Origin of the sequence: Planktomarina temperata RCA23, from assembly GCF_000738435.1 — a bacterium.
Classification (GTDB): domain Bacteria; phylum Pseudomonadota; class Alphaproteobacteria; order Rhodobacterales; family Rhodobacteraceae; genus Planktomarina; species Planktomarina temperata.
The window spans coordinates 2,694,033-2,710,335 of record NZ_CP003984.1 but is presented as its reverse complement, the minus strand read 5'-3'; the positions used below and the strand labels follow the sequence as shown (position 1 = coordinate 2,710,335).

11 protein-coding genes are annotated in these 16,303 nt (G+C 53.9%); 8 read left to right on the top strand and 3 right to left on the bottom strand.

From position 1 onward, the window contains the following. The first annotated feature begins 25 nt into the window (after positions 1-25). The 3 genes from RCA23_RS13035 to RCA23_RS13025 are packed head-to-tail and all read left to right on the top strand — an operon-like array spanning position 26 to position 2,856. Entirely contained in the window at positions 26-1,261 is a 1,236-nt protein-coding gene (locus RCA23_RS13035) for an acyl-CoA dehydrogenase family protein (RefSeq protein WP_044050677.1), read from the top strand. Between the two features lie 15 nt (positions 1,262-1,276). Next, entirely contained in the window at positions 1,277-2,431 is a 1,155-nt protein-coding gene (locus RCA23_RS13030; RefSeq protein WP_347721363.1) for an iron-containing alcohol dehydrogenase, read from the top strand. Further along, entirely contained in the window at positions 2,428-2,856 is a 429-nt protein-coding gene (locus RCA23_RS13025; RefSeq protein ID WP_044050676.1) for an acyl-CoA thioesterase, read from the top strand. Before RCA23_RS13030 ends, RCA23_RS13025 begins: the two co-directional genes overlap by 4 nt. A gap of 47 nt (positions 2,857-2,903) precedes the next feature. Here the strand turns inward: RCA23_RS13025 and RCA23_RS16080 are convergent, their stop codons facing one another. Together RCA23_RS16080 and katG are read right to left on the bottom strand one after the other, a co-directional pair. Further along, the gene (locus tag RCA23_RS16080; RefSeq protein WP_052377185.1) at positions 2,904-3,983 is read right to left on the bottom strand and encodes a hypothetical protein; all 1,080 of its coding nucleotides are present in this window, start codon (positions 3,981-3,983) and stop codon (positions 2,904-2,906) included. A gap of 215 nt (positions 3,984-4,198) precedes the next feature. Continuing rightward, entirely contained in the window at positions 4,199-6,388 is a 2,190-nt protein-coding gene (katG, locus tag RCA23_RS13015; RefSeq protein ID WP_044050675.1) for a catalase/peroxidase HPI, read from the bottom strand. Positions 6,389-6,963: 575 nt separating this feature from the next. Here katG and RCA23_RS16075 point away from each other — a divergent pair. The 3 genes from RCA23_RS16075 (at position 6,964) to RCA23_RS13000 (ending at position 13,845) form a co-directional block, all read left to right on the top strand. Next, entirely contained in the window at positions 6,964-11,877 is a 4,914-nt protein-coding gene (locus RCA23_RS16075; RefSeq protein ID WP_052377184.1) for a BspA family leucine-rich repeat surface protein, read from the top strand. 13 nt (positions 11,878-11,890) lie between these two features. Next, on the top strand, positions 11,891-12,952 hold the full coding sequence (locus tag RCA23_RS13005) for an autotransporter domain-containing protein (protein ID WP_044050674.1): 1,062 nt from the start codon (positions 11,891-11,893) through the stop codon (positions 12,950-12,952). Between the two features lie 86 nt (positions 12,953-13,038). Beyond that, positions 13,039-13,845, top strand: a complete 807-nt coding sequence (locus tag RCA23_RS13000) for a 3-deoxy-manno-octulosonate cytidylyltransferase (protein ID WP_044050673.1) — start codon at positions 13,039-13,041, stop codon at positions 13,843-13,845. A 9-nt stretch (positions 13,846-13,854) separates the two neighbouring features. Here RCA23_RS13000 and RCA23_RS12995 read toward each other — a convergent pair whose 3' ends face one another. Further along, on the bottom strand, positions 13,855-14,856 hold the full coding sequence (locus RCA23_RS12995) for a KpsF/GutQ family sugar-phosphate isomerase (protein ID WP_044050672.1): 1,002 nt from the start codon (positions 14,854-14,856) through the stop codon (positions 13,855-13,857). Between the two features lie 143 nt (positions 14,857-14,999). On the opposite strand from RCA23_RS12995, the gene kdsA reads away from it, so the two are divergent. Both kdsA and RCA23_RS16595 read left to right on the top strand, forming a co-directional pair. Continuing rightward, a complete protein-coding gene (gene kdsA, locus RCA23_RS12990) occupies positions 15,000-15,845 on the top strand; it encodes a 3-deoxy-8-phosphooctulonate synthase (protein WP_044050671.1) in 846 nt (281 codons plus the stop codon). Positions 15,846-15,913: 68 nt separating this feature from the next. Beyond that, the gene (locus tag RCA23_RS16595; RefSeq protein WP_044050670.1) at positions 15,914-16,090 is read left to right on the top strand and encodes a hypothetical protein; all 177 of its coding nucleotides are present in this window, start codon (positions 15,914-15,916) and stop codon (positions 16,088-16,090) included. Positions 16,091-16,303 lie beyond the last annotated feature (213 nt).

Sequence of the window (16,303 nt, the reverse complement as noted above, 5' to 3'; positions counted from 1 at the left end):
TCACTGGAACATTGAGGGCGCGGATATGGAAATGAACCTTGGACTGTCAGAGCGTGTCGCCAAGCTGCGGGACCGCGTTTCTGAAATTATTCGAAATGATATTATGCCCTTAGAAGCGGAATATCATGCGGAGGTTTCCAAGGGGGACCGCTGGACATTGACCGATCGTCAGGTGGAGATCATGACCGGGCTGAAAGATAAGGTCCGAGCGGAAGGTCTGTGGAATTTTTGGCTGACCGGCAGCGACAAAGGCTTTGGCCTGACAACGGTGGAATATGCCTACATGGCTGAGGAGCTGGGCAAATCACCCTTGGCCGCCGAGGTGTTCAACTGTTCGGCGCCCGATACGGGCAATATGGAAGTCTTTGAGCGCTATGGCACTGAAGAGATGAAAACCCGCTGGCTTGCGCCGCTTTTGGCAGGGGAAATCCGATCTGCCTATGTGATGACCGAGCCGGATGTGGCATCCTCGGATGCGACGAATTTGAGCTTGAGCTGCGTGCGGGACGGCGATGACTATGTGCTCAACGGCGAAAAATGGTGGGCCAGTGGCGCGGGTGATCCGCGCTGTGCGGTCTATATCGTGATGGTGAAAACCGGTGCCGAAGATGCGCCCAAGCACAAGCGCCATTCAATGATCGTCGTTGATGCGGCCACGCCGGGGATTGAGAAACTGCGGCCCATGGAGATTTACGGCCATGATGACGCGCCGCATGGGCATTATCACTTGCGCTTCACCAATGTGCGAGTCGCGGCCGAAAACATGCTGCTGGGCGAGGAGCGCGGTTTTGAGATTGCCCAAGGCCGGCTTGGTCCCGGGCGCATTCATCATTGCATGCGGGCGATTGGCCAAGCGGAGGCGGCGCTGGAGCTTATGTGCAAACGCAGTTTGAGCCGAACAGCCTTTGGCAAGCCCTTGGCGCAATTGGGTGCGAATTTTGACATCATCGCGGATGCGCGCATGGAAATTGAGATGGCGCGACTGCTCTGTCTGAAGGCGGCTTGGATGATGGACCAAGGCGATCCACGGGCCGCGGCGCCTTGGATCTCCAAGATCAAAGTTGTGGCGCCACTCATGGCTTTGAAGGTGGTGGATGAGGCCATTCAGCTGCATGGGGCGGGCGGTATCAGTCAAGATACCCCTTTGGCTGCCTATTGGATGCATCTGCGGACCCTGCGCCTGGCGGATGGTCCGGATGCGGTACACCGGCGGCAAGTGGCCCGGGCGGAGCTGCGTAAGCACACGCAGGAAAAAATCTAAGAAGGACTTGGGCCTATGATGAACCCCTTCAGTTTTAACACCACCCCGAGCCTGCGTATGGGGGCGGGCTTGGCTGGTGAGTTGGGGCAGATCACGCGCCCAATTTGCGGCGATCGGGTGCTTTTGGTCACTGACCCGGGCATGATGGCCACCGGCCTTGTGCAGCAGGCGACAGATTGCCTGCGCGCGGCTGGCGTGGGGGTGACGCTCTTTGATCAGGTGCAAGCCGATCCACCAGAGGAAATCGTGTTGCAGGCCGCTCAGCAAGCGCTCGGAAAAACCGGGGTGATTGGATTTGGTGGCGGGTCGTCCTTGGATGTGGCCAAACTGGCCGCGCTTTTGGCCGCTTCAAATCAGCCATTGGCGGAAGCTTACGGGATTGGCAACGCACAGGGTCCGCGCTTGCCGCTGGTTTTGGTGCCAACCACTGCGGGGACTGGCTCAGAGGTGACGCCAATTTCGATTGTAACCACCGGGGCATCGGAGAAAATGGGCGTGGTGAGCCCTTTGCTTTTGCCGGATATGGCACTGCTTGATCCGGAACTGACGCTTGGATTGCCGGCGCATGTGACGGCTGCAACTGGTATTGATGCCATGGTTCATGCGATTGAAGCCTACGCCAGTGTCAATGCCAACAACAATCCAATCAGCCGTGCGCTGGCAGTCGAGGCGCTGGGGCTCATGGGCCGTATGCTGTTGCGGGCCGTGCAAAAGCCTGATGATCTCGAAGCGCGTACGGGTATGCTTTTGGGCTCCATGTTGGCCGGTCAAGCCTTTGCCAATTCGCCCGTGGCGGCCGTGCATGCCTTGGCCTATCCAATTGGGGGACACTATAAGGTCCCGCATGGGCTCTCGAATGCTTTGGTTCTTCCGCATGTCTTGCGCTTCAATGCGCAGGTTGCGCCCCAGGCCTATGCGGCGCTCTTGCCACATGTTTTCCCGGATCTACCCGCAATGAGCGTGGCGGAGGCGGCCCTGCAGTTTGCTGAAAGTATGGCTGATTTGAGCCGGGCTTGCGGGCTTGAGCAAGGCTTGCGAGACATGGGCATCGCGCGCGAGGCGCTGCCAATCCTGGCGCGAGACGCCATGAATCAAACGCGTCTTTTGGTGAATAATCCGCGTCCTGTCGATGAGGCCGCGGCTCTGAAAATTTATGAGGCCGCTTGGTGAGACCCGCTCCGACCACCCGCGCGCAATATCGCGCCTTTTCGACCCTCACCACCCGTTGGATCGACAACGATATCTATGGGCATATGAACAATGCTGTGCATTATCAGCTTTTTGATACGGCTGTGAATGGGCATTTGCTGGAGCAGGGCGCATTGGATTTCCGGGGCGGCGCTGGGGTGTTTTTGGTGGTCGAAACGGGCTGTCACTATTTCAGCGAATTGGCTTTTCCTGATCTTGTCACAGCAGGGATCAAATTGCGTAAGCTGGGCACGTCATCGGTGACCTATGAGGTCGGCCTCTTTCGCGGTGAGGCGCAAAGCGCCGCTGCGCAGGGCCACTTCGTGCATGTCTATGTGGATCGTGAAACGCGGCGGCCGATGCCTATGACAGCTGCGCTGCGGGCTATTTTGGAGCGGCTGCTATAGATGGGGTGCGCGCCACAGGCGATAGGGCCCCCTGTGGCGCTCAGTGCTCAAAAATTGACTTGAAGTTTTACACCAAATGTATTGGCTGAATTGCCGGTGTAAACGGGCGAGGCGGGGCCATATCCCGTGATGGTCACATCATCAAACTCTGTTCTGCTGTAGCCTGCGCTGATGCTGGTGGTCTCGCTGAGCGTATACTTTACTCCCAAGTTATAGGATTGATTGCCCCCTGAAATTGTGAAGAGGCTGGTATCGGTTGCTCCAACACCGGCTTCTCGGGTGTAGGACAGCGAGGCTGAAATCTTGTCTGAAAACTTGCGCCCAAGTCCGATGCTGTATTTCGTTGAATCGCTAAAGCTGTTGTTGATCGCGGCTTGGCCGTGGGTTGTGGCTGCGCCGACGGTAATCGGTGTTGCGCCCCATTTTGCGCGATGCACGGAACCGAACAGCAATGTATCCGCGGCGATGCCAGATTGAAAATTCAACGTCATGGTTTGCGGACGTTTGAGAGATGTTGCGAGAGGCGATGGAAACGGCGTGGTGCCGGTTGGAGAAGTATAGTTTGTTGTCGTTGATAAATCAGACTCGCTTTGCAGCCGCAATTCGACTCGCAGTGCGATAGCGGGTCGCGAATAGGTGACGCCGGCAAGGTAGCCCGTGCCTGAGCTGCTTGAAATGTCATAGCGACCTGCCGGTGTGCTGATGACAGATGTGCCGAGTTTATCACTGTTGATGCCAGCTAAGACTGAAAAACTTTCACTTAAGTCATATTTAAGCAATGCCGTAAGCGTTTCAATATTCGCATCTGCATTGGGGATTGGGTTAGGTGATAAGGTAGGGCTGGCCGCACCGCTCATTTGGATGGCACCAGAGCGATATGTGGTCAGCCCGACGTCGAGGGGTCCAACTTTCGACTTGATCGAAAAACTCGTAAAATTTTGATCTTTCAAAATCTTCGTGCCGTTTGCCTCGGTGAGGTTGGAATTCAGTGACGCAGTGGAGGCGGTTAAAACAGCGCCCTCTTCGTACATGAAGCCCGTGTCGAGGGTTTGAGCTTCAAACCCACCGGCCTGTGCGATGGATGCAGTTGTGGTCAATAGAATCGCAGGTAGTAGGCTCAGTTTCATTGGTTTTCTCCCGAAATTACTTAATCGCATTATAACTCTGCAACTGGCCACAGTTTGGCCGCGTTTGAGCTTTTGTACAACATATTATTCATCGGCAAACTTGGTTCAGCTCGTTGCCTCGAGCGCAATCTTTTTATCGTTCGGCTTTAAAGTCAAATAAAAAAGCCCGCTCTTGCGAGCGGGCTTTTCTAATTTAGTCGGTGTTTGGTTGTGGATTAAGCCAGATCGAAACGATCTGCATCCATCACTTTTGTCCAAGCGGCAATGAAGCGTTTCACAAAGAGCGGTTCAGCGTCCGATGTTGCGAAGGCTTCGGCCAAGGCGCGCAATTGCGAGTTGGAGCCAAACACCAAATCGACCCGGCTGGCGGTCCATTTCACGGCACCAGTGGCCCGATCGCGGCCTTCAAAGCGAGTCTCGTCACCGGAAACATCGACCCATTTTGTGCCCATATCGAGCAGGTTGACAAAAAAGTCGTTGCTCAAGGTTTCAGGACGATCGGTGAAGACGCCGTCTTGGACGCCATGGCTATTGGCGCCCAAAACCCGAAGCCCGCCGACCAGCGCAGTCATCTCAGGGGCGTTGAGGGTCAACAGCTGGGCGCGATCTATTAGGAGCTCTTCGGCAGAGACGCTGAAGCTTTTCTTCTGATAGTTGCGGAACCCGTCAACCTGTGGCTCTAGCACGTCAAAAGACTCTGCATCCGTTTGCTCTTGAGTGGCATCGCCGCGCCCGGGTGTGAAGGGCACGCTGACCGAATAGCCCGCAGCTTTCGCGGCCGATTCAATAGCCGCCGCGCCCCCGAGCACGATCAAATCTGCCATTGAAACAGGTTTCTTGAAGCCTGCCTGAACGGTTTCAAGGGCGTTTAAGACTTCGGCCAATTGCTCTGGTTGGTTCACATCCCAATCTTTTTGCGGCGCAAGCCGCAGCCGCGCGCCATTGGCGCCGCCGCGTTTGTCAGAGCCGCGGAAGGTTGAGGCAGACGCCCAAGCGGTTGAGACCAATTGCGAGATCGACAGGCCTGTGCCCATGATGGCCGCTTTCAAATCTGCGATATCCGCTGCGCTGACCTCCACATTGCCGGCGGGGATGGGATCTTGCCAGATCAGATCTTCTGCAGGCACCTCTGGACCTTTGTACAACACTTTCGGCCCCATGTCGCGGTGGGTCAGTTTGAACCATGCGCGTGCGAAGGCATCAGCGAAGGCATCGGGATTGGCGTGGAAGTGCCGCGAGATTTTCTCATAAGCGGGATCCATGCGCATGGCCATATCGGCGGTTGTCATCATCACGGGAACAGTTTTGCCCGACCCGTCGACCTGAGGCGCATGGTCCTCATCTGAAAGGCCTTTGGCATGCCAAATTTGCGCGCCAGCGGGGCTTTTTGTCAATTCCCAGTCATATCCGAAGAGAAGATCGAAATAGCCCATATCCCATTGTGTGGGATGAGACGTCCAGGGGCCTTCAATGCCGCTGGTTGTGGTGTGAATGCCCAGGCCGCTTTCGAAATCATTCTTCCAACCGAAGCCTTGCTCAACAATGCTCGCGCCTTCCGGCTCTGCGCCCACCAGCTCGGGATCGCCGGCGCCATGGGCTTTGCCAAAAGTGTGTCCACCGGCCACAAGCGCCACAGTTTCTTCATCATTCATGGCCATGCGTGCGAAGGTTTCGCGGATGTCATAGCCAGAGGCGATGGGATCAGGGTTGCCATTCGGGCCTTCTGGGTTCACGTAGATCAAGCCCATTTGCACGGCCGCCAGCGGGTTTTCCAACTCGCGCTCGCCACTGTAGCGGTTGTCGTCAAGCCAGCCCTCTTCGGTGCCCCAATAGATGTCTTCTTCGGGTTCCCAAACATCGACGCGACCGCCTCCGAAGCCAAAGGTTTTGAAGCCCATAGATTCAAGCGCAACATTGCCGGCCAAAATCATCAAATCGGCCCAGGACAAAGCCTTGCCGTATTTTTGTTTGACGGGCCAAAGCAAGCGCCGGGCCTTGTCGAGGTTGCCGTTGTCAGGCCAGCTGTTGAGCGGTGCAAAACGCTGTTGCCCCGCCCCCGCGCCGCCGCGCCCATCAGCGGTGCGATAGGTGCCAGCGCTGTGCCAGGCCATACGAATGAAGAAGGGACCGTAATGCCCGTAATCTGCGGGCCACCAGTCCTGGCTGTCGGTCATCAACGCGGTTAAATCGGCTTTGACAGCAGCCAGATCCAATTTGGCAAATTCCGTTGCATAATCAAAATCGGCGTCCATCGGGTCCGAGGCTGGCGTATTTTGAGCGAGAATCTTTAAATTCAGCTGATTGGGCCACCAATCGGCATTCGACCGCCCACGGGAGGCCGCATTGGTCGCGGTTCCATGTATTACCGGGCATTTGCCGCTGTTGGATATGTCATTTCCGTCCATGTTCTGTCTCCGAATGATGCGGGTGGATTTGGGTGTCTTGGTAAATTGCCTCGGGCCTGAGGGCAACAGGTATCAAATAAGCCGGCAAACATTATCTTCAACCGCCGGCTGTGTCATGACAGGGGATGGATGGGCGAATGCACCGAACCGCCGCGCTCCGCAGTGTCGGTGTTGCGGGGGCTTGTGAGCCTTTCCTGACCAAAGGTCCATAAAACTGCCTGCCGCATGCGCTGTGTGCGAGGCCTGAATAATGTCTCACCAAGTGCGGTTGGGGCAGTGTTTCATGGTTGCCGCGAGGTGGTCTCAAAAGCTGTGCACCTCTCTCACCTTTTGAACTTCTTTTAGAAATTTGAGAGTGACACTATCCTTTAGTGCATTGAATTTAATACATTTAGAGATTTGAGGGCTTTCCCTGTTTTTGATAGGATCATCTTTAATTTTATACATCTAGTGCAAACATTTTTAACACCTTTAAGGGCACTTTAACCGTCGAACCTTAGCAATCGCACGCGGACCCACACTCACGGCTGCTTTGAAACCATTTGCTCTCGAAGGCGAAACTATCGGAATTAACAATGAAAGACCTTTTTCATTTGCCTGTACATTTTTCACGCCAGTTCATAGCGCTTTGTTTGGCCCTGCTCACGCTCTTCGCGACGCCGGCTTCGGGGCAATTTCTGTCCGACGGTGTGACCCCTGTGAACCCGATTCCCAATTCAAACGCCATATTGTTGGCGCATATCGGAAACTGTCTTGCTGAACAGCCGGTGACCGGGCTGTGTACCACTTGGGGGGATAACTCTGGATTTGGGGCGATCCCGAGCTGGGATGTGACCAATGTGAACGATTTCGGCAATGCGTTTTTGAACAGAACCACCTTTAATGGTGACATTTCTCAATGGAATATGAGCAACGCAACCTCGCTCTACCGCATGTTCCAAAATGCTCTCGCCTTCAATCGAGACATTTCAGGGTGGACTGTGAGCAATGTGAAGAATTTCGATGGCACATTCTACATCGCGCAGGCCTTCAATCAGGATATCAGCGGTTGGGATACGTCTGCCGCCACCGACATGAAAAACATGTTCCAGCAAGCGAATGCATTTAATCAGGACATCCGCAAATGGACGGTCACGGCTGCAGCGAATCGCACCAAGATGTTCCTAAACGCTTCTGCGATGACGGCTGTCTATGGCACCCATCCGCTTTATGGCGACACCCCACGGCGGGAATTTTTCTATGCGGATAATGTGGCGACCTTGGAGGAACTGGCATTCCCAAACAATGGCCTCGCCACGATTAACTTCCAACGAAACACACTTAATTACAATGTAACGATTTTTGATGAGAAGGGCATCGAAATCCGGGTGAGGCCGACCGAGTTCGACAATGTCGGGCACGCGAATGCATCTGTGTCCATTGGCGGGAGTGGGCCTTTGGTTCTAGACGCGCAAGGCTATGCGACCCATACTGTTCCAGTCACAATGACCCGCGCAAACCCAGCCCAAACTGTTTCCATCGACGTGACCTCGCCTGATGGGACCACTGTCTTGACTTACACTTTGAATTTATCCACCCAGGTTATCGATGATACGAACATTGCGTCATTTGTTGTTGACTGTTTGGCAGAGGATCCTGTCGGCGGAATTTGTCCAAACTGGGCGTCTGGTGCGGGACTTCCGACGATGCCGAATTGGGACGTGTCCGACGTCACCCAGATGAACGCGGTTTTCGCGCGCGCTGCGACCTTCAACGGCGACATCTCGAAATGGGACACCAGCAATGTTACAAATATGCTTGGGACGTTCCAACAGTCGGCAAATTTTAATCAAGACATATCTGATTGGGATGTCTCCAATGTCACTCAATTTAGCAGTATGTTTTCTGATGCGACGGCCTTTAACCAGGACATTCGAAAATGGGCGGTCACGGCCGGTGCAGATCTGCGTGGGATGTTTCCCAGGGCAAATGCGATGCATGCTAGATTTGCTGGCACCACCTATTTTGCAGATACACCGCGCGCGCCTTTCTTTTATGCGTATGATACTGACACATTGGAAAATTTGTCGTTTCCCAATGATCCGAGTGTTGCCATTTCGTTTAATCGACAAACAAGAGTGTACAATCTGACGGTTCCAGACAACCCCAGCATAGATATTTCCCTTGGTGTGTCCGATTTCTCGAATGTGAATGGCCAGACGGCTACGGTCACGGTAGACACAAATCCGGTTGTGCTCGATCCTCAGGGGAATGGGAAGTATACGCTTCCGCTCACCGGTACTGTGGGAATACCTCAGGTGGTCACCATTGAAGTGACCGCCTCTGACGGTGTGACCGTCGGCACCTACACGCTGAATTTGACGATCGATTTCCTTACCAACGCCAATATTGCCGCTGCGGTCAACGCATGTCTCTCCGAGGCGCCCATAACGGGGAATTGCACGAACTATGCCGCCACCACTGGCCGCCCCATTATGTCGAATTGGAATGTCATCCATGTGACAGATATGAGCAGTTTGTTTAAAAACTATGCCAACTTCAATGGCAATATTTCAGCCTGGAATGTCAGCAACGTCACAAACATCCAGGCAATGTTTAATAATGCAACCGCATTCAATCAAGACATCTCCACGTGGCTTGTTGGCAACGTCACCGATATGTCTTCGATGTTTGGTAATGCGACGAGTTTCGACAAGGCGCTGTCGGTCTGGAATGTTGGCAACGTCGCAAATATGTCCTCGATGTTCGAGTCAGCGGCGGCATTCAATTCCAGTCTCAAGGATTGGAATGTGTCCAGTGTGACGGACATGAGCCGTATGTTTGAGAACGCAACAATATTCGATCAGGATATTGGTGGTTGGACTGTGACCAATGTCTCAGACATGAGCCGCATGTTTAAGGACGCAAGGGCGTTCAATCAGAATATTGGCCCTTGGCGCCCCCAAAATTTGACGAATATGAGATCCGTGTTCTCAGGCGCACACAGTTTCAATCAAGACATCCGTCATTGGGATGTATCAAAGGTCACGTCCATGAGCAGACTCTTTTATGACGCTCGGGTATTCAACCAAGATATTTCTGGTTGGAATGTGTCCAATGTCACGGACATGGGCGGTATGTTTGCCTATTCGGCATTTAACTACAATATCGGTGGTTGGAACGTAGGGAACGTCACAAGCATAGCTGGTATGTTCCAGTCGAACACAGTTTTTAATCAGGATATTAGTCTTTGGAACACGTCGAACATGACCTCAATGGGCGGTGCTTTCGAAGGGTCAAGATTTTTTAACCAGGATATCAGCACTTGGGACACGAGTAAGGTTACCTCCTTTGATTATATGTTTAAAGACGCATTATTTATGAATGCTGATCTGCGCCGTTGGGAAGTCGGACCGACGGCAACCCTCACGAATATGTTTGATAATGCCCAGTCTCAACAGGCGAAATTCAACGCACATCCCTTCTTCGGAAACACACCGCGCCGTGAATTCTTTTATGCGCGGGATGTGGCAACCCTTGAGGACTTGAACTTTCCGAATGAGCCAAATGTGGCCATCGCGTTCAACCCGGCAACACTGGCTTATAATGTGCGAGTGCCAGATAAGCCCACTTTGGATATTGGCGCCTGGGTGACTGAATATGACAATGTTCAGCGTCCAAATGCCACTGTCAAAATTGATGGAACCCCGGTCACGTTCAACACTCAGGGTGTCTTAACGCATACTGTTCAGCTCAATATGACCCCGAGCACCCCCAGTCAGGTGGTTCTGGTTGAGGTCACATCACCGGATACCGGGACAACCCAGACCTATACGCTTACCTTGACCGCTGAGATCATCACCGACGCCAACCTGGCGGCTCATGTTGCTGGATGCTTGAACGAAGCCCCCGTTACAGGCTTGTGTACAAATTATGCCGCCGCACAGCTCATCCCAACCATGCCTTTCTGGAAAACGAAATATGTCACCGACCTCAGCAATGTCTTTCAAGGGCGCGGAACCTTTGATGCCAATATCTCCGCTTGGGACACGTCGGGGGTCACAACTCTGGCCTCTGCTTTTGCCTCGGCCAGCGCGTTCAACCAAGATATTTCTCTTTGGGACACAAGCAAGGTCACCGATATGTCCTCGGCATTCCAGCAAAGCACCGCCTTCGATCAGGATATTGGCCGTTGGGATGTCAATGCGGTCACCAGCTTCGGTAACATGCTGGATTCTGCTGCGACCTTTGATCAAGAGATCCGAGGGTGGAACCTCAATCCGGCGGTTACAGCAGCTGATTTGACGTCAATGTTCTCTGGCGCAACTGGAATGCATGCGACCTACACGGGCGTAAGCGGGTTTGCCAACTCCCCAACACTTAGCTTTTTCAATCGATCTCCGGATGCCACATTGGCGAGCCTTTCAGTCAATGGGGCCCTTTCGCCCATTGCCTTCACTCCGGGTGTTCAAACCTACTCCGTGACTTTGCCCTATCAAACCAATGCGATTGTGAATATCACTGTCAATGAGTTTGATCACACACAATTGAGCTATGCTTCTGCGGCCGTAAACGGCACATCGTTGACTTTAAATACAACCGGCAGCGGCATTGCATCCGTCCCGCTCACAGCAACCCCAAATACCGCGCAAGCGGTGAATATCGTTGTCACCGCACCGGATCGCAGTACTTTGACCTATACGGTCAACATTACGCGACAATCTAATGACGCGTCTTTGTCTAATTTGATCTCGAGTATCGGTAGTCTCTCGCCGGTGTTTGCTCCTGCCACGACAGCTTACGGCGTAACCGTGCCCCATGCAGCCACGACTGTGACCCTCACACCGACGGTTAATGAGCCAAATGCAACGGTCGTCATTAACGGTGGCAATCCTATTACATTGTCCGTAGGCCTCAATCCTATTGCAGTCACGGTGACGTCCCAGGATGGATCAACGACACTCACCTATACGGTGACCGTGACCCGCTTGCCGTCCAGCGACGCGACGCTATCGAACCTGACCAGCAGCACCGGCACGCTCACCCCCAGTTTCGCGCCGGCGACGACGGCCTATAGCTTCACAGTGGCCAATGCGGTGACAACACTGACGCTGACGCCGACGGTGAATGACCCCAATGCCACTGTGGTGGTGAACAATGGCAATCCGATTGCGCTTGCGGTGGGGGCCAACCCGATCCTGGTTGAGGTGACGGCGCAAGACGGCACGACGAAGATCATCTATACGGTCACCGTGACCCGCGCGGCTGCTTTGCAGGCTGTGATTGCAGGGCCGACAACGCCTGTTTCTGGCGCGTTTTCGGTTGTGATCACCTTCTCCCAAACGGTCACACAATTTACCATAGCCGATGTTACGGTGGTAAATGGAACCGCGACACTGATGACTGGCAGCGGAACAACGTATACGCTTACGGTGTCCCCCACCTCGGCATCAAATGTCTCGATTTCGCTAACGGGCGGGGGCGGTTTCCGGCGCAGGGGGGACAGTTAATACCGCTTCTAATGTGATAAATGTACAGGCGGGGACACCGGCGAGCGCATTGGCGGCGGCGCAACCAACACTTGAACAGATCGTTTTGCGACAGGCGCAGAAGACGCTCTCCTCGCAAGCTTCGATTGATCAACGCATGATCAGATCTGGCATGCAGCGCTTGGTCCAGCGTCAAAGGTTGAATCGCCAGCAGAGCAATCGGTTCCTTCCGCTCGATGTGGATGGCGCTGCACGGTTCGATAATGGAGAGTTCCGATTGAACGGTGACTTCTTCGCGCTGTCCAGTGTTGCGAAGCAGTCGGCGGAAGTGGTGACCACCGGCGCCTTCAATTTTGTAAGTGACCGAGATGGCAATTTTAGCGGGTATTTCAATGGGCGTAGCTCGTTAGAAGTGCAGCTGGCACACGATATGGTGCTTGGATATTTCCTTGGGGTTGAAGTCGGCCGCGCAAGATTGTCTGGAACATTTTCCGGGCGGCAGGATAGTTATGGGTTGAATGCTGGTGGCTATGTGCTGCGTTCTTTCAATGACGTGTCCTACATCACGGGTTTTGCTGCACTGGGGCGCAACAAAAACCAACTGGTCGTGAGCAATGGCACTCTACAGGTGGACAGTGATTTTGACAGCACGACGCTCCGGCTTGGCGCGAGTGCCACGGGCGTGTTCAAGACGGCGCGTATTGAGATCTGGCCAGAACTGTCCTTTAGCTATGCAAAATCGCGGGTTGGCTCACAGGCTGTGGAGGCGCAAGCCTATGGGTTGACCGCCAATAACCTAAATCTTGCCGGCGGCGATGTGGAGATGGGGCAGCTGATGTTCATGCCGCAAATTAAATGGCCGCTGGGCGATGGCCGCGATAGCGCCGCAGTCGCAAATTTCTCTCTCTCGCCACGATTGACCTGTCGCGTAACCAGGGGTGCGGGGGGAGGCCGCGCTTGCGGAACCGGCGCGGCACTTGGATATTCGGCGGCCTCTGGGGATGGCTTGACCCTTTTCAACGCCACCGTGGAGTTTGACAATGTCGCCGACACGAAAAATGGATCACTGACGTTCAATGTCGAGCATAATTTCTGATTTGGCAGAGCCGCTTTGGCAGGGCAGCGCGATGCGCGGGGATAATTCTTTTGATTACCCCCGCGTAATCTCTTAAGTCAGAGGGTATGACAGATAAAACCGTGATCATTATCCCCGCGCGTTATGCGTCAACGCGATTTGAAGGCAAGCCTTTGGCAATGTTGACCGGCTCTACTGGCGCGCGCAAGTCACTTATTCAACGCAGTTGGGAGACAGCCTGCGATGTGCCCAGCGTTGATGGGATATTTGTGGCCACGGATGATCAGCGCATCGCTGATGCGGTTCATAACTTTGGCGGCCAAGTGATTATGACCTCACAGAACTGTCGCAACGGGACAGAGAGGGTTGCGGAAGCCGTTCAGAAATTGCCAGAGCCTGCGGATATTGTGGTTAATTTGCAAGGGGATGCGCCGCTGACCCCGCCGTGGTTTATCACAGCTTTGATAGAGGAGATGAAAGGCGATTCGACTGTTGAGATGGCGACGCCGGTGCTGCGATGCGATGGGCTGACATTGAATATGTTTCGTGAAGATCGCCGCAATGGACGGGTTGGTGGCACAACCGCAGTCTTCGATCAAAATTGGGATGCGCTATACTTTTCGAAAGAGGTATTGCCCTTCACCGACAAAACCTATGCTGACGATGAGCAAACCCCCGTCTATCACCATGTTGGGGCCTATGCGTATCGCCCGACCAGTTTGGCGCGATATATCCGCTGGCCGGAACGAAGTTTGGAGCGTCTGGAGGGGCTCGAGCAGTTGCGTCTACTCGAACATGGCGTAAAAATTCGATGTGTTTTGGTGGATGCTCAGGGCCGCGTTTTTTGGGAGCTGAACAATCCTGTGGATGTGGCCCGGATCGAGAAGGTGCTGCAGGCCAAAGGCTGGCCCTAGCGCCCCGTCTTAGGCAACACCGCGCTGCAACAGCTGTAACACTGTGACCAATCCAATCGGGCAGCCATCGTCTAAGACAAAGGCGGCAGAGATTTTCCTTGTTTGCAGCGTATGCAAAGATCGTGCCCCTAGATTTTCCGGCCGCAGGGTGACAGGGGCCGGACTCATGATGTCTTGGGCCTGGTTGGACCACATCACATCCTGCATCATGCCATTGGCGTTTTTTTCTAAATATCTGCGAATGTCACCGTCCGTTATCACGCCGCTCAGATGGCCGGCCGCATCAAGCAAGCCGACAATGCCAAATTCTTTATTCGAGATTTCGGCCACCACATCAAAGACAGGGGCAGATTGATCCAGAAGTGGCAGCTCATCACCCTGGTGCATAAATTCACGAACCGGCTGCAGGACAGCGCCAAGCTTCCCACCGGGATGGAAGTTGCGAAAACTTTCCTCAGTGAAACCCCGCATTTTCAGCAAGGTAATGGCCAGCGCATCCCCCATTGCCATTTGCAACAGGGTCGAGGTGGTGGGCGCCAGATTATGCGGGCAGGCCTCTTGGGCTGCAGGCAGAACGATGGGATATTGCGCGCGGCGGGCCAATGTGCCCTCGGCTTTGCCGGTTATCGCAACAATGGGTACGTCAAAGCGCGCGGCATAGGCGATAATATCGGCCAATTCACCCGTTTCACCCGACCAAGAGAGAAGCATCACAACATCGTCATTTTGGATCATACCCAGATCGCCATGGCTGGCCTCGGCCGCATGGACAAAATAGGCCGGCGTGCCGGTGGAGGCGAAAGTCGCGGCCAGTTTCCGCGCCACATGTCCGCTTTTTCCAACCCCCGATAGAATGAGCCGGCCCTTCATGGCAAAGATCAAATTCGCAGCTCCGGCGATCACGCCGCGCATCTGCGCTGAGTCTACGGCTTGCTGCAATTGGGACATGCCGGCGGAAAAACAAGCCACGGCCGAGAGGGCGGATGCGGCGGGATCGATCGGGTTTTTCATGGTCGACTGGCCCCAAGTCTGCTCAAAGAAGTTGCCGAAAACTACACTGATATGACGAGATATCCAAGGGCAAAGGTGATGGCTTTGAAACCTGTCAAACTATGCTATGAACAGGCTAAAGAGATCTGTAGAAAGCCAAAGATATGACTGAAATCGCCGTCGCGAATATGACCCTAGGCAATCATCGACCGATGAGTTTGATCGGTGGAATGAATGTGATTGAGAGCCGCGATCTGGTGATGCGCGTGGCCGAAGCATTCGTGCAGGCCACGGGTGAATTGAGCCTGCCCTATATATTCAAAGCCTCTTTTGACAAGGCCAATCGCTCCTCCATTCACTCTTTCCGCGGACCCGGACTCGACGAGGGTCTCAAGGTGTTGCAAGAGGTCAAGCAAACATTTGGTGTGCCGGTTTTGACGGACGTGCACGAAATTTCCCAGGCCGCGCCAGTGGCTGAGGTCTGCGATATCTTGCAAGTGCCCGCCTTCTTGGCGCGGCAAACCGATTTGATTGCGGCTGTTGCGGCGACTGATGCGGTGATCAATGTCAAGAAACCACAGTTTATGAGCCCACCGCAGATTCAAAATTTGGTTGGAAAAATTCGTGAATGTGGCAATGAGAAAATTCTGCTCTGTGAGCGTGGGACCTGCTTTGGCTATGACAATTTGGTGGTTGACATGCTGGGCCTTCGGACGATGAAGGATTGCAGCGATGACGCGCCGATTATTTTTGACGTGACCCATGCTTTACAAACCCGCGCGGCCGGCGCTGCGGTCTCTGGCGGGCGGCGCGGACAAATTGCTGAGCTGGGCCGGGCAGGCTTGGCCGTGGGTATTGCCGGATTGTTTCTTGAAGCGCATCCCGACCCCGATCAGGCTTTATGCGATGGGCCGAGCGCCCTGCCTTTGGATTTGATCAAACCATTTTTGACGCAGATGAAAGCGGTGGATGATTTGGTGAAATCCTTGCCGGCATTGGTGATTGACTGAACCGTCAGAGCCTCATTGCCGGTAATTTGAGGGTGACAAGCGGCCTGTGCTGTGGCTAAGGTGGTGTCATGAAGCATATTCCCAAAGAAACCACCGATGACGCGCTTGTGCAGGAATTTCTGAACAATGGTGGGAAAATCAGTGTTGGAAAAACCAAGCCCTTGCCCAGTGAGCTGGGCTTGAGCAACAACACATGGAACAATAAGCTCACGCGCGAAGAAAAATCTGCCCGCGACGAAAAATGATCTTCCGCCCTAAAACGGCGATGAAGGTATATTTTTTAGGAAAATTTGAATTTACCAGCGATATTCACAGTCTGCGTGTCCTTCGGTTTGTTTTGCTCTGCTGCGGTAGAGAAAGGTGACCTGCCACAAGTGGTGGCGCACCAAATTTGCAATAATGTTTGTGAAATTTACACGAAACTGCTATCGGGTCCGCGAACATAGCAGGGATGTATT

Coding starts and splice junctions, on each gene's coding strand:
- kdsA (WP_044050671.1), top strand. CDS start 15,000: ATGACTGAAATCGCCGTCGCGAATATGACCCTAGGCAATCATCGACCG.
- RCA23_RS13035 (WP_044050677.1), top strand. CDS start 26: ATGGAAATGAACCTTGGACTGTCAGAGCGTGTCGCCAAGCTGCGGGAC.
- RCA23_RS13000 (WP_044050673.1), top strand. CDS start 13,039: ATGACAGATAAAACCGTGATCATTATCCCCGCGCGTTATGCGTCAACG.
- RCA23_RS16595 (WP_044050670.1), top strand. CDS start 15,914: ATGAAGCATATTCCCAAAGAAACCACCGATGACGCGCTTGTGCAGGAA.
- RCA23_RS13030 (WP_347721363.1), top strand. CDS start 1,277: ATGATGAACCCCTTCAGTTTTAACACCACCCCGAGCCTGCGTATGGGG.
- RCA23_RS16075 (WP_052377184.1), top strand. CDS start 6,964: ATGAAAGACCTTTTTCATTTGCCTGTACATTTTTCACGCCAGTTCATA.
- RCA23_RS16080 (WP_052377185.1), bottom strand. CDS start 3,983: ATGAAACTGAGCCTACTACCTGCGATTCTATTGACCACAACTGCATCC.
- katG (WP_044050675.1), bottom strand. CDS start 6,388: ATGGACGGAAATGACATATCCAACAGCGGCAAATGCCCGGTAATACAT.
- RCA23_RS12995 (WP_044050672.1), bottom strand. CDS start 14,856: ATGAAAAACCCGATCGATCCCGCCGCATCCGCCCTCTCGGCCGTGGCT.